Here is a 14,437-nt window from a genome sequence, read left to right on the forward strand (position 1 = left end):
TGCCATAATACGCTTAATGTTTTATTTCAAGATCACTTCTTACAGGGAAATGATCTGAAAGTTTTTTAGGGGTTATTTTATAAGTTTTTGCCTCAAAGGTATTATCAAATAAAATAAAATCAATTTGAAAATTAGGAAATGCTCCTCCATATGTTTTTCCAAAACCAACTCCGCGTTGGGTGAAAGCGCTGTTTAGGCCTTCTGAAACCTTGTGAAATGAATACGATAAGGGGGTGTCATTAAAATCACCACATAAAATTACAGGATATGGGCTTCCTTGCACAGCTTCGGAAACCAGTTTTGCTTGCATGCTACGTTTTTCGAAAGCTTTTTTTAACATGCGGGCCAACCGACGGGTTAATACAGGGTCAGTGCTCAACGAATCTTTTACCTTTTGATAATATTCGTAATCCTGTTGTTGGAAACTAATAGACTGTAAATGAATATTAAAAACCCTAACTATCTTTTCGTTTATTTCCAGGTCGACATATACACAGGTATTGTCTGAACGGTTTTCTGAAAAAGGGATCTCCTTGCTGCTCGCAATTGGATATTTTGAAAATACAGCCAGGCCGGTTGCTTCAAAATCATCGCCTATTATTCTTTTTACAAACACATTCCTTGTGCCCATAATTTTAAGAATACTGTCTTTTGTATTGAATTTCCCTTTTTTACGACTATAGAATTCCTGAACGCATAAAATATCAGGTTTTTCTCTTTTTATAAGCTCAAGGATCTTATGCTTGGTTGAATCATCGTTACTCCTTTTGTTGATAGGCCTGAAATAATGGACATTGTAACTCATTACCCGAATGCTACTATCAGGTTTCTTATCAATATTGTAAGGGAAATTTAATCCGAAGCTATTTTTATGGAAAGGCAGACCTGCTACAATTACAATGAACGATAGCCATGCCGGTCGACGCCAGATAATTAGCCAAAAGAAAAAGAATAGGATATTGATAAGTAGCACAAAGGGATATGCCAGTCCAAAAAAAGCAATGGGCCAGAAATATACCGGGTCAATAAGGGGTGCCGAATAACAGATTAGCAGGAAAGCAACGGCAACAAAATTAGCGGTAACAACAAACTTATGGGTTAAACTACGTTTTTGGCGATGATTCATTCTTTTTCCTGGCTGGCCCTGAACAAGATATCTTTTTCTTCTTTTGATAAACCTTCATAACCATATTTAGAGATCTTGTCGAGAATCCGGTCTATAATTTCCTGCTTATCCACTTGTTTCTTTACATTTTTACGATCGTTTGCCGGGTTTTTATAGGCTACTTTAAGTTTAGGTTTTCTTTTAAATAAATTAGCTATTTTCTTGGCCAGCGTACTAAACGGTGAACTTAAATCATGTCCTTTTCGCAATTGTTTAATATAGAAGAAACCAAATATAGCCCCTCCCAAATGAGCGATATGACCACCGGCGTTAGGACTGGAGATATTAATGAGGTCGAGCAGTACATAGAAAACCGCAATGTATTTTAGCTTAACCAATCCTAAAAACAGCAGCATCAATTGATAATCCGGCAAAAGGGTAGCAGCAGCTATGATAACAGCAATAACACCTGCTGAGGCTCCCAGCGCATAGCCATTGGCAATAGAAGGAGCGAACATTGGTACCAGATTAAATACTCCGATGTATAGAATGCCTCCGGTTATGCCTCCCAATAAATAGATAGTAGCAAATTTTTTCCCTCCTAAATACTCTTCTGTTATTTGCCCGAACCAATAAAGGCCCAGTATGTTAAAAAGTAGGTGAAGAAAACTTTCATGCAGGAACATGTAGGTAAAAATGCTCCATGGCCGGTACAGCAATGCATTAAGGGATGCCGGTAAGGTTAAGTTTTTAATTATTAATTCATAAACCGTTCTATCCCCATGAGGGAAATAAGGCTCAAAAGCATAGATCAACTTAACAACAAAAAAGACAAAAACATTAATCGCGATAAACTGATGTAGTTTTCGTCTCGGACGGAATAAAACCTGCTTTAACTCTTCAACTAAGCTCATAATTAATAGTAAGAACCGGGTTTACGAATTTTCCAAACTTTTAATAATATGAATCCAAATAGCATGCCACCCAAGTGCGCATAATGGGCAACATTGTCGTTTGGATTGTTTTGAACTGCCATGTAAAGTTCGATAGCTCCATAGATAAATACAAGATATTTTGCTTTAATGGGGAAAAAATAAACAAAAATCCATGATTCAGGGAACAACATACCAAAGGCCAATAATAAGCCAAAAACAGCACCTGAGGCTCCTACTGTTTGGGTGGAATAGATACTGCGAACTTTTTCAAGTGCATAACCATCCGTAAAAACAATGTTTTGCGAATAAGGAATAAAAGATCCACATAATTGATGTACCTGGTAAGCATTTATCACTTCTTGCAAAACCATTGCTCCAATTATGGTTATCATGTAATAACTAAAGAACTTTTTAGAGCCTAAAAAGTTTTCCAGTTGGCTGCCAAACATAAAAACAGCCAGCATATTAAATACAATATGAAATATGTCTCTTGTACTATGTAGAAATCCATAGGTAATAAACTGCCAGATCCCGAATCCCTTTGCATCAAAATAATGAGCGGCGCCAAAATTCAAAATAAAAACACCAATTGGAGTTATTGTTGCCAAATAGCAAAGCACATTAATAATTAAGATATTCTTAACTACGGGAGGTATCATTCCAAAAGAAGGCGGTCTGTATTCACTCATTTTCGGGCGTATGTTTCTTTTTAAGTCTGTTAATATACTTTATGGAATAGGGCTTAATCGCTTAATAATTTAATCAAAAAATATAAAACTTAGGATGCTCATCGTTTGATTTCAGCTATTAAACTGTAAATCTTTTCAATAATTCATCTAATCCTATGGTAATAAATGTTGGCTTTCCTGAGACTGCCACCTTAGGCATTTGGCAGGCAAAAAGTTCATCTATTAATAAACTCATTTCCTCTTTGTTTAATGCCGATCCTGCTTTTAAGGAGGCATTTCTTGCCAGTGAACGGGCGAGGTTGTCCCTTTTATCGAGTTTTAAAACCGTAGAATTTTGCTTAAAGCTTTCTAATAAATTTTCCAGCAGCTGCGCTTCATTTCCACCGGCAACATCTGAGGGTACTCCATCAACAACTACTGAGTTACGTCCAAATTCTCTGATGTCAAATCCTAAAGCCTTCACTTCATCCATCATTTCTTTTAGCAGCTCGAAATCAGCCGGAGATAGTTCAAGGTTTTGAGGAAACAAACTTTGCTGACTGCTGCCCTTGTGAGTTTCCAATGAGTTTAAATAACGCTCATAAAGGATTCTTTCGTGCGCCGCTTGTTGGTCGATCACAATAAAACCCGACTTTATAGGTGAAATAATGTATTTATTGTGAATTTGAAATGCATGGTTTTCAACAAGTTTAAACTTAGGCGTTTCTTCCGTTTCAACCGGTAAATTAAATAGAGGATGGGTATGAACTTCTTTTTTCTGTTCATCTTCCTGCACAATTTTATATAACTGCTCCCAATTACCCAGGTTTACATTAGCCTTTTGTGGGCCTTGTCGGTAAGTAGAAGAGCCTCCGGTACGTTCCGTATTTTGTTCAAAAGGATTGAAATCGGGATTAAAGCTGATTGTGGGCATTCTCACAGAAGCCGCTGAGGGAACAAAGTCTCTTAAAGCGGTAGAGGCGGGAGCTGCGTCAAAATCAATGGCCGGACTGATGTTGTATTGTCCCAGTGAGCGTTTTACAGCAGATCGGATAATGGCGTAAATCACTTTTTCATTATCAAATTTGATCTCGGTTTTAGTTGGATGCACATTGATATCGATATGAACCGGGTCAATATTTATGAACAACACATAAAACGGAAAAGAATCGGCAGGCAATAGTTCATCATATGCCGTGGTTACTGCATGGTTTAAATAGGCATCTTTAATAAAACGGTTGTTCACAAAGAAGAATTGATCGCCACGGGTTTTTTTCGAATACTCAGGTTTACCAATAAATCCTTTAATGCTTATAATATCTGTATGCTCCTCAATAGGCACCAATCGTTCATTATAGCTATTGCCAAAAATATGGATGATGCGTTGTTTGAGGGTTCCTTTGGGAAGATGAAAAACTTCCTGTCCGTCATGATGTAAACTGAAAAACAAGGAAGGATTAGCCAAAGCCACGCGCTGAAACTCGTCGATAATATGACGCATTTCCACCGGGTTACTTTTTAGAAAATTCCTTCGCGCTGGAATATTGAAAAAGAGATTTTTAGCCGAAAATGAAGTTCCCGCACTACTACTACAGGCTTCTTGTGATTTTATTTCAGATCCTTCAATGATTATTTGTGTGCCTACTTCATCTTCATGACGGCGGGTTTTAAGCTCTACCTGAGCAACTGCTGCAATGGATGCTAAAGCTTCCCCTCTGAATCCCATGGTTCTGATGGCAAATAAATCTTCGGCTTTGCGAATTTTGGAGGTAGCATGTCGCTCAAAAGACATGCGACTATCAGTAACGCTCATGCCACAGCCATCGTCAATTACCTGGATAAGCGCCTTGCCTGCATCTTTCACAATAAGTTTTATACTGCTGGCTCCTGCGTCTACCGCGTTTTCAATCAATTCTTTTACCGCCGACGCCGGTCGTTGCACCACTTCTCCTGCCGCAATCTGGTTGGCTACCGAATCTGGTAATAGTTTTATGATATCTGACATGTACTGAATTTAAATGTTAGTAGCCGGTTCTCTTAATTAAATAGATGGACTGGAACTTGCTTAATCGATTTTATATCTCCATTTATAGAGATATACTCTACAGCAAAATACTTAGTTTTGCTGCGCATATTGTTTAAATGGTGGTTAGCGGCAAATTACTTTGTTAACTCTCAAATGGTTATAATGTTTGCCGGAACCTTTTAGGTTTTCCGTAAAAGTATAAAATTCAGGTTTAACAATTAAATATTCCTCGAAATCGATGGTAGTGCGTTTTTGGCGTCTAATTCTTCTCTCTTTGGCAGTGCTGGCAGCTTCCTGCAGTAATGCTCAAACTCCTCTTAAAATTTCAGTAAACGGATTAAGCGCTCCTTCAAAATGGGTGGATTCTGTTTTTAAGACCTTGACGCCTGATCAGAAAATTGGTCAGCTGATGATGGTTACTGCTTATTCAAACGCTGATCGTACTGGGGTTAACCGTATAGCTGAATTAATCAGGTACTACCATATTGGTGGTTTAATGATGGCGCAAGGTGGTCCGCAGCGACAGGTCAACCAGGTAAATTTCTACCAGGCAATTTCACAGGTTCCGTTACTGGTTTCTATGGATGCTGAATGGGGACTTTCCATGCGATTAGACAGTTCAATCAGCTTTCCACGTCAAATCGCTTTGGGAGCAATCAAAGATGATAAACTGATCTATGAGTTCGGCCGTGAAATGGCAAGGCAGTTACGTCGTGTAGGAGCGCAAATTAGTTTTTCTCCGGTGCTGGATATCAATAGTAATCAATGGAACCCGGTGATCAGTACCCGTTCTTTTGGTAATGATAAAAACGAGGTGGCTAAGCGCTCCATCCAATACATGATGGGCTTGCAGGATGGTGGTGTTTTGGCTTGTGCCAAGCATTTTCCAGGACACGGCGACACTGATGATGATTCTCATACTGCTTTACCGTTGTTATTCAGAAGCAGGGCCACACTCGATTCGGTTGAACTTTTTCCATATAAACAATTAATACCTGCCGGTTTAACGGGCATAATGATAGGGCACATCGGCGTGCCGTCGGTTGATGCTTCCGGAACTCCCGCAAGCCAGTCGTATGCTCTGAGTACTTCCCTGCTTAAAAATCAGCTCGGGTTTAAAGGCCTGGTAATTACTGATGATTTAAGTATGAAAGGTGCTAATGGTAACTTCTCATCTACCGAATCGGCAATTAAATCATTAATAGCCGGTAATGATATATTATTAAACCCAGAAAGCGTTCCGGCTACGCTTGTTGGAATTAAAAGTGCCATTGCAAAAGGACGCTTGTCGTGGACGGAAATTGACGCGAAGGTAAAAAAGATATTAGCTGCCAAATACATTGTTGGGCTGGGTGTGAATAGATTTGTAGGAGCAAAAAACGTGGTGGCAGATCTCAAGTCGAATGAAGCGCGTTATCTTAATTTCGAATTAATTAAAAACTCGTTAACACTTGTTCGTAATCAAAAGAATTTATTGCCAATTGTTGATGTCGAAAAACAGAAAATTGCGGCAGTAAGTATTGGAGTAGAGCTGGATAATTCGTTTTTGAATACGCTAGGTCGTTATGCTCCACTGAGTAAGTTTAATATTTGGATGAATGATGATTCATCAGAATATGAAAAATTATACAAAGAGCTCGCTGGAATGCAAACGGTAATTATTGGATTGCATAGTATCGATACAAATGCTAAAGGCAATTTTGCCATTACCGAGAATGCCCGTAAGTTGATCGTTCGGTTAAGCCAAAACGCTAATGTAATTCTTACGGTTTTTGGAAGTCCTTATTGTATTACCAATTTTGATTACCTGCCGGCAATATTAATCGGTTATGACGATAACCCTACTAGCCGTAATCTGGCAGCTCAGGCCATATTTGGCGGAATTGGTATTAGCGGAAAAATGCCAGTTACCGTGGGCGCTACTTTTAAGAAAGGGGATGGAATTACTACTAATGCCACGCGCTTAGAGTACGCTATGCCGGAGGCAGCAGGCCTAAATTCTTCCAGTTTTTTAAAGATAGATTCTATTGCGTTAGATGGCATCCATAAAAAAGCTTATCCGGGTTGTGTGGTGCTGGTGGCTAAAGATGGGAAAGTGATTTATGAAAAGGCCTTTGGAACGCATACCTATGATACAGCGGTGCCAGATAAAATCACTGATGTTTTCGATTTGGCATCGATAACTAAAATTGCAGCTACCACCGTTTCAGTGATGCGTCTTTATGAGCAAGGGCGTGTTGATATGGACAGCACTTTGGGTGTTTATGTACCGCAAGTTAGGGGATACGACAAATCTCGCATCGCTTTAAAGAATTTAATGACCCATCAAGCGGGCTTAATTCCTATGGTTTCATTCAGCACCCATCTGAGTTCGGCCGATTATCAATACGATTCTTCAGCGAACTTTCCTGTTAGGGTTGCACAAAACTATTTTATCCGTAAAGGTTATTTTGATAGGGTAATGTTGCCGGCCATGTATGCTTCGAAATTGAAAACGCCAGGTAAGTATGAATACAGTGATATAAGCATGTATTTTATGCAGCAGGTGCTGCAACATGTGACAGGTGAGGCGGAGCAGGATTATGTGAAGCAAAATTTTTATAAGCCTTTGGGGCTAACTACCATGACTTACAACCCTAGGCTTTATTTGCCTTTGGAACGTTTGGTGCCTACTGAAAATGATAAATGGTTTCGTCATCAGCTTTTACTGGGCGATGTACATGATCCGGGAGCAGCATTAGCCGGTGGAGTAGCCGGGCATGCGGGAGTGTTTTCTTCAGCTAATGACCTTGCTATACTGATGCAGATGCTGGTAAATGGAGGTGAATATGGCGGCTTGCGTTATTTCAGGCCTGAAACCATTCAGAAATTTATCGCTTATCAGAATACTGCTATAAGCAGAAGAGGCTTAGGCTTTGATAAACCCGAGGTAAGCTTAAGGGAACGCTCATTCGGAGCAACGGCAGTTGAAGTTTCTGACGACACTTTTGGCCATACCGGCTTTACTGGCACCTGTGTTTGGGTGGATCCGAAATATAACCTGGTTTATGTTTTTCTATCTAACAGGGTTTGTCCGGATGCGGAAAACAGTAAATTGGGAGGTATGCGCATCAGGCCTAAAATTCATCAGGTAATTTATGATGCGATCTTAAAATCTGAAAAAAGTGCCAAACAATAAGGCACTTTTTTTCTTTATGATAAAGTATTGGGTTGAACAGCCTTTTATAAATGGCTCTGTAACCCATTTGTTAATGACTTATAAGTAAAATATCCTTAATTTCGAACAACCAATGAATACGTTGGTTGACCAGCTTAGAATAAAATATTTATGAAAATCGGTATAGTTTGTTACCCTACCTTTGGGGGAAGTGGGGTTGTAGCAACAGAACTAGGGAAAGCTTTGGCTGAAAAAGGGCACAAAGTTCATTTTATAACCTATAATCAGCCAGCGAGGCTCGATTTTTTTTCTGAAAACCTTTTTTATCATGAGGTTTCAGTTTCAAACTATCCATTGTTCGATTATCCGCCATATGAATTAGCACTGGCGAGTAAGTTGGTAGACGTAGTAAAATATGAACGTTTGGATATTCTGCATGTTCATTATGCAATTCCTCATGCTTCTGCGGCTTATATGGCAAAGCAAATTCTGGCATCAAACGGTATTTATATTCCGTTTATAACCACTTTGCACGGTACTGATATTACGCTTGTAGGAAGAGATATTACTTACAAGCCTGCAGTAACCTTTTCTATTAATCAATCAGATGGAGTTACCTCTGTTTCAGAACATTTAAAAGAAGATACCTACCTCCATTTTGATATTGAAAATGATATCAGGGTAATTCCCAATTTCATTGATTTCCGCAGGTTCAGTTTAAAACCACGTGACCATTTTAAGAAAGCGATTGCGCCTTCAGGGGAAAAGATCATTACACATACTTCAAATTTTCGTAAGGTTAAACGTGTAACGGATGTGGTAGAGGTGTTTGCAAAAGTCCTTAAGGAGGTTCCTTCAAAATTGTTGATGGTTGGTGATGGTCCTGAGCGGGTAAATGCCGAGCAGCTTTGCCGTCAGCTGGGAATTTGTGACGATGTGCGGTTTTTAGGCAAGCAAGAGGCGGTGGAAGAAATTCTTTCGATCTCAGACCTTTTTATTATGCCTTCGGAAAATGAAAGTTTTGGACTGGCGGCGCTTGAGGCAATGGCCTGCCAGGTTCCGGTAATTTGTTCAAATGCCGGAGGGATGCCTGAATTAAATGTTCACGGGGTTACAGGTTTTATGAGCAATGTGGGCGATGTTGACGATATGGCCAAAAATGCCATTTACATCTTAGAAGATGATGAACGTTTGGCTAAATTCAAGGAACAGGCTTTAGCAAGGGCAAAAGAATTCGACATAAATTATATTATGCCTTTATATGAGCAGTTTTATCTCGAAGTGATCGAGAAGAACAAACTAGCTGTAATTCAGTAAATAGCTAAGAATATAAAAATGGCGTCCTGTTTACCAGTGACGCCATTTTTTATGTCGAAATAAATTCAATTAATATTACTTAACCAAGCGCTTAATGAACAGCAACTCTTCTTTGGTTAAATGTCTCCAACGTCCACGAGGAAGATCTTTTTTAGTTAAATTGGCATAAACTACACGGTCAAGTTTCTCCACCTCATAACCCATTTGCTCAAAAATACGACGAACAATTCTATTCTTTCCGCTATGAATTTGAATACCTACTTCTTTTTTACTGGCTCCTTCAACAAAAGCTATGTCGTCCGGCTTAATAAATCCATCCTCTAATTCAATACCTGCTTCCAGTTGTTCAAAATCTTCTTTTCTGAAGCTTTTGTTTAAGGTAGCATGATAGATCTTAGGGATCTGGTTTTTAGGATGTGCCAGTTTCTCAGCTAAATCGCCATCATTGGTAAGCAGTAATAAGCCGGTAGTATTTCTGTCTAAACGACCCACTGGGTAAATACGTTCTCTCGAAGCTTTTTCAACCAAGTCCATTACAGTTTTACGTTCACGAGGATCGTCAGTGGTTGTTATATAGTCTTTAGGTTTATTTAACAGAACATACATCATCTTTTCGCGGCGCAGTAATTGTCCGTTGAAATGAACCGTATCACTTACATGTACTTTATAACCTAATTCAGTGACTACCTGTCCGTTTACCGAAATTTCACCTAATGAAATCAGTTCATCCGCTTTACGGCGAGAACATACACCTGCATTAGCGATGTAACGATTTAAGCGAACTTCGTCAGGGTTGGTATTGCTGTTGAGATCTTCATTCTTTTTGCCTGAAGGTTTTCTGTCTCTATAGCCTCTGTCTTTAAATGTTTTAGAAGGATGTTGTTTTTCGTTATAACCACGTTCACTAAAATCGCGTCCGCGGCCATCACTTTTTCTGCCTTCAAATTTTTTCGGGCCGAATGATTTTCTTTCTTCACCACCTCTTTCACGATCGCCACCGAATGATTTTCTCTCATCCGAACGACCTGCTCCATAAGGTTTACGCTCTCCTCTATCTGAACCGTAGGGTTTTCTTTCATCAGAGCGACCGGCTCCGTAAGGTTTACGTTCGCCACGGTCTGAACCGAATGATTTTCTATCGTCTGAACGGCCCTCTCCATAAGGTTTACGCTCGCCTCTGTCTGAACCGTAAGGTTTTCTGTCATCAGAGCGACCCGCTCCGTAAGGTTTACGTTCGCCTCTGTCTGAACCAAATGACTTTCTATCATCTGACCGTTCTCCATAAGGTTTACGTTCGCCACGGTCTGAACCGTATGGTTTTCTGTCATCAGAGCGACCGGCACCATAAGGTTTACGTTCGCCTCTGTCTGAACCGTAAGGTTTTCTGTCATCAGAACGACCGGCTCCGTAAGGTTTGCGCTCGCCGCGGTCTGAACCGAATGATCTTCTTTCATCCGAACCAAATGACTTACGCTCTCTGTCGCCGCTATATGGTTTACGTTCGGCTCTGTCTGAACCGAATGATTTTCTATCATCCGAACCAAAAGGTTTACGATCTCTGTCGCCGCCGTAAGGTTTACGCTCGCCTCTGTCTGAACCGAATGGCTTTCTATCGTCCGAGCGATTTGGGTTAAATGAACTGCGAGCATCCGAGCGACCGGCTCCATATGGTTTACGTTCGATTCTGTCCGAACTGTATGGTTTCTTTTCATCGCGGCTGGTGCCTGCTGGTCTAGCTGATCTTCTACCAGCACTATCACCCTGTCCACGTTTAGCGGAAATGTCTTCACGACTTGTCCTTGGTCTTTTCATGTCTAAATTTTATAAAATGAATATAAATTGAAAATCAATGACCTCATAATCAAAAGGTTGATTTTTCAAATGGCTGCAAAGTTACGCTTTTAATTATCAACACTTGTGAATAGTTTGTTTTAATTTTTTTGAGAAAAATTCTTCGGTTCAAAAACTGTCCATATAGTTTTTAAACATTGATTTTGGCTTTGTTTTTTGACAGATCACATTGGTTTGAAATGGGCTGTTTTTGGTAAAAGCTTGCTGGTCAACAAAATATACCGTACTTTTGCAGCTGATTTTGTGTTGGGGATAGTATCAACAGCTATCCCAAGTGTTAATCAACTGAAAGGTATTAAGGAAATAGGAATGAAGAAACACTTTAGTTTGTGCGCACTGTTGATTGCGTTTTCAGGGACATTATTTGCTGCCGGTGAGAAGCCTGGCAAGGTGGATGATCCAAACAGTCCGACACTCATGAGATCTTTGGAATATAAGAATTCACAAAGTTATCTGATAGAAGCATTAACCTTTTCGGGTGAGGCTGTACCATTTGACAACGATGAGGTTTATGAAAAGTTTCTCAGCAATTTGAATAAGCGTATATCGTCAAGTTTTATTGATCATATTGAAACCATATCATCAGCTTGGTTTCCAATTATTGAACCGATTTTAGAACAATACGGAATTCCGGAGGATTTTAAATTTATTCCTGCCATTGAGTCGGGATTTAAGAAAAATGCTCGGTCTATTGCAGGTGCTGTTGGTTACTGGCAGTTTATGCCGGCTACAGCCAGAGCTTATGGGTTAAGGGTGAATAAAAAAGTAGACGATCGTAAGAATCTTGAAAAGTCGACTATAGCAGCCTGTCGTTATTTAAACGACTTATATGAAGAATTAGGTTCATGGACATTGGTTGCAGCTGCTTACAATGTAGGACATGGGGCTTTGCAGTCGGCGATGAATCGTCAGAATGAAGAGGGTTATTTCGATTTAAAATTGAATAAAGAAACCAGTAACTATGTTTACAAGGTTTTAGTATTCAAGCATATTTTGGAAAATGCGGCAGACTTCGATCCTTATTTTAGTGCATCGTCAGTTCGATACGCTAATCTTCGAGGTATTAGTAGTATTGGGGTTCTTACCCTGGGTGCTCTTAGTGGTATGGGTGCTCAAAGCGGAAGTTCAACTTCTGGAACAAATGTTCCGGAACTTGCAGCCAACCCGATTACGCCTAAGTCGTTAAAGCCTAAAAAGAGTTTGATTGATACAGCCGGAAAATTATTTAACTGGCTATAGAAAATATTAACTGGTATGAATATTGAGCAGCTGCCAGTTAGAAAAGTATAAATTCAATATCGATTAATGGCAACATGGGTCGTATTAAATTTTAAAAACTATGATTAGAAAACACGTGATTACGTGTGCTTCTGGTGTAATAGTGTTTGCTCTTATTAATTTGTTGTTCTTTAATTCTAATTCGGGTTTTTCCATTAACAAGGAGCCCTTGAGCACAACACCAGCAAGTGCAAAGGCAACGGCAGCTAAATCAAAAATAGACTTTGCCGGTGAAGAAATTCCGCTTCACAATGCCTTGGTAAAAAAGCGGTTCGTCGCCACACTTCGGCAAACTAAACTGACGCTGCGTCAGGTTACAGATGCTAAAGCAAGGGCGAAACGATGGTTTAAAATCATTGAGCCAATTCTCGCTAAAAACGGGATTCCTCAGGATTTTAAATACATCCCGGTGATCGAGTCAGGCTATGAATTTGGTACTGACGTCTCTGTAAAAGGGGCAGCCGGATTTTGGCAGTTCATGCCGGCCACAGCAAGAAGCTATGGCTTGGCGGTAGGAAACGGCGTTGATGAACGTCACGATCCTATCAAATCAACAAACGCTGCATGTCGTTATTTAAAAGATCTTTACAGAGAGTTTGGATCTTGGACGATGGTAGCCGCGGCGTATAACATTGGATCAACAAAGCTCCAACGACATACGAAGCAACAAAACGAGGATGATTACTTTAAGTTAAAGCTAAATCGGGAAACCTCTGTTTATGTTTACAAATTAATCGCTGTGAAAACAGCCATAAACAGAACTCCAGTTAGTTTAACAGGTCAGGAAACTCCAAAAGTTGTAACAGCAGGTTATTCAATCAATTTAAGTAACCTTTACACTTACAAGCCTGAATTTGTTACTAACATTTTAAAACGATTTGGTTATTCATCCTTAAAAAGTGTGGAACGGAAAGCTGTAAAATAATTACAGCGTTGAAAATTATTAAGCCGACGGTTAAATCAACCGTCGGCTTTTTTGTGCTAGCGTATTGCGCCTAATTAGCTACTTTAGAACATACAAATGATCAGGAAACTCGGTTACTTTTGTGCTTTCTCTCTGCCACTATTATTGATTGCCGGCTATTATTTAGGCAATGAATGGCTTTTCATGCTGCCGGTATTCGTATTCTTTATTGTACCGTTAATTGATATCCTGCTAGGAACCGATACCTCCAATATTGCAGAGCCACTACTGCCTTCGGCAGCCACTGAATTCTATTATTTGTTTCTACTTTACTTTTGGACACTGATCCAATCAGTATTACTTATTTGGGCCTGCTATGAAGCAACTTTCGAAAACTGGAATTTGCTCCAATGGATCGGAATGATCTTAGGGATGGGAATTATAACCGGAGGTATAGGAATTACCGTAGCTCATGAACTCGGGCATAAAAAATCTAATGTTGAACGATTTTTGTCGAAAGTACTGCTTTCAGAAGTTTGTTATACACAGTTTTATATCGAGCATAACCGTGGACACCATGTGCATGTTGGTACACCATCTGATCCGGCTACCAGCCGTAAGAATGAAAGTTTTTATAGATTCTGGAAACGTTCGGTTTTCGAGGGTTTTTCGCATGCCTGGAAAATTGAAAATGAACGCTTAGCAAAAAAGGGACAGCCGATCTTCTGTTTTTCTAATGAAATGCTTGGTTTAACACTGGCGCCATTGGCTTTAGCGGCTGTATTTACACTTGTTTTTTGCCTGATAAGAGGTGACTTTGTTTGGGAGGTGCCGGTTTTCTTTTTTGCTCAAAGTATTTTTGCCTTCAGCTTACTGGAAGGAGTGAATTATATCGAGCATTACGGATTGATGCGCAAAGAACTTGCTCCTAACAAATATGAAAAGGTGAATACTTTGCATAGCTGGAATTCCAGCCAATTGTTGAGTAATTTCTTTTTATTTCAATTACAGCGCCATTCTGATCACCATATTTTTCCTGCTAGAAGATACCAGGTTTTAGACCATCATGATGAAAGTCCTCAGTTGCCTACCGGTTATCCGGGGATGTTACTGCTCGCTATGATACCGCCAATTTGGTTTAAAGTGATGAATAAAAAGCTGGAAGAATGGGAAGGAAGAAGTGCAAAGTAAGAAGT

General features: G+C 39.7%; 10 protein-coding genes. 5 read left to right on the top strand and 5 right to left on the bottom strand.

Features of this window, described 5'->3' with window-relative positions:
* Positions 1–13: 13 nt before the first annotated feature.
* From C3K47_RS01960 to mutL, 4 genes are all read right to left on the bottom strand, one after another.
* Entirely contained in the window at positions 14–1,126 is a 1,113-nt protein-coding gene (locus tag C3K47_RS01960; protein ID WP_103787386.1) for an endonuclease/exonuclease/phosphatase family protein, read from the bottom strand.
* A complete protein-coding gene (locus C3K47_RS01965; RefSeq protein ID WP_103787387.1) occupies positions 1,123–2,019 on the bottom strand; it encodes a rhomboid family protein in 897 nt (298 codons plus the stop codon). The genes C3K47_RS01960 and C3K47_RS01965 overlap by 4 nt, the downstream gene beginning before the upstream one ends.
* 2 nt (positions 2,020–2,021) lie before the next feature.
* Positions 2,022–2,729, bottom strand: a complete 708-nt coding sequence (locus C3K47_RS01970) for a rhomboid family intramembrane serine protease (RefSeq protein WP_103787388.1) — start codon at positions 2,727–2,729, stop codon at positions 2,022–2,024.
* Between the two features lie 118 nt (positions 2,730–2,847).
* Complete coding sequence (mutL, locus tag C3K47_RS01975) at positions 2,848–4,713, bottom strand: DNA mismatch repair endonuclease MutL (RefSeq protein WP_103787389.1); 1,866 nt, start codon at positions 4,711–4,713, stop codon at positions 2,848–2,850.
* Between the two features lie 301 nt (positions 4,714–5,014).
* On the opposite strand from mutL, the gene C3K47_RS01980 reads away from it, so the two are divergent.
* A complete protein-coding gene (locus tag C3K47_RS01980; RefSeq protein ID WP_243392485.1) occupies positions 5,015–7,912 on the top strand; it encodes a glycoside hydrolase family 3 N-terminal domain-containing protein in 2,898 nt (965 codons plus the stop codon).
* A 150-nt stretch (positions 7,913–8,062) separates the two neighbouring features.
* A complete protein-coding gene (gene bshA, locus C3K47_RS01985; RefSeq protein WP_103787391.1) occupies positions 8,063–9,208 on the top strand; it encodes an N-acetyl-alpha-D-glucosaminyl L-malate synthase BshA in 1,146 nt (381 codons plus the stop codon).
* Positions 9,209–9,283: 75 nt separating this feature from the next.
* On the opposite strand, the gene C3K47_RS01990 is transcribed toward bshA, so the two are convergent.
* On the bottom strand, positions 9,284–11,020 hold the full coding sequence (locus C3K47_RS01990; protein ID WP_103787392.1) for a pseudouridine synthase: 1,737 nt from the start codon (positions 11,018–11,020) through the stop codon (positions 9,284–9,286).
* Between the two features lie 195 nt (positions 11,021–11,215).
* Between C3K47_RS01990 and C3K47_RS01995 the strand changes: the two genes are divergently transcribed.
* The 3 genes from C3K47_RS01995 to C3K47_RS02005 all read left to right on the top strand — a co-directional run bounded on the left by C3K47_RS01995 (position 11,216) and on the right by C3K47_RS02005 (position 14,432).
* Positions 11,216–12,298 carry a lytic transglycosylase domain-containing protein gene (locus C3K47_RS01995; RefSeq protein WP_103787393.1) on the top strand — a complete coding sequence of 361 codons (1,083 nt, stop codon included), beginning with the start codon at positions 11,216–11,218 and terminating at the stop codon, positions 12,296–12,298.
* Between the two features lie 100 nt (positions 12,299–12,398).
* On the top strand, positions 12,399–13,262 hold the full coding sequence (locus C3K47_RS02000; RefSeq protein WP_103787394.1) for a lytic transglycosylase domain-containing protein: 864 nt from the start codon (positions 12,399–12,401) through the stop codon (positions 13,260–13,262).
* Between the two features lie 96 nt (positions 13,263–13,358).
* A complete protein-coding gene (locus C3K47_RS02005; RefSeq protein WP_207765219.1) occupies positions 13,359–14,432 on the top strand; it encodes an alkane 1-monooxygenase in 1,074 nt (357 codons plus the stop codon).
* Positions 14,433–14,437: the final 5 nt, after the last annotated feature.

It is taken from the genome of Solitalea longa (assembly GCF_002920915.1).
GTDB lineage: Bacteria > Bacteroidota > Bacteroidia > Sphingobacteriales > Sphingobacteriaceae > Solitalea > Solitalea longa.

Bases quoted from the DNA above. Each gene is read 5' to 3' on its own strand.
- C3K47_RS01965 (WP_103787387.1), bottom strand. From the start codon at position 2,019: ATGAGCTTAGTTGAAGAGTTAAAGCAGGTTTTATTCCGTCCGAGACGA.
- bshA (WP_103787391.1), top strand. From the start codon at position 8,063: ATGAAAATCGGTATAGTTTGTTACCCTACCTTTGGGGGAAGTGGGGTT.
- C3K47_RS01970 (WP_103787388.1), bottom strand. From the start codon at position 2,729: ATGAGTGAATACAGACCGCCTTCTTTTGGAATGATACCTCCCGTAGTT.
- C3K47_RS02000 (WP_103787394.1), top strand. From the start codon at position 12,399: ATGATTAGAAAACACGTGATTACGTGTGCTTCTGGTGTAATAGTGTTT.
- C3K47_RS01990 (WP_103787392.1), bottom strand. From the start codon at position 11,020: ATGAAAAGACCAAGGACAAGTCGTGAAGACATTTCCGCTAAACGTGGA.
- mutL (WP_103787389.1), bottom strand. From the start codon at position 4,713: ATGTCAGATATCATAAAACTATTACCAGATTCGGTAGCCAACCAGATT.
- C3K47_RS02005 (WP_207765219.1), top strand. From the start codon at position 13,359: ATGATCAGGAAACTCGGTTACTTTTGTGCTTTCTCTCTGCCACTATTA.
- C3K47_RS01960 (WP_103787386.1), bottom strand. From the start codon at position 1,126: ATGAATCATCGCCAAAAACGTAGTTTAACCCATAAGTTTGTTGTTACC.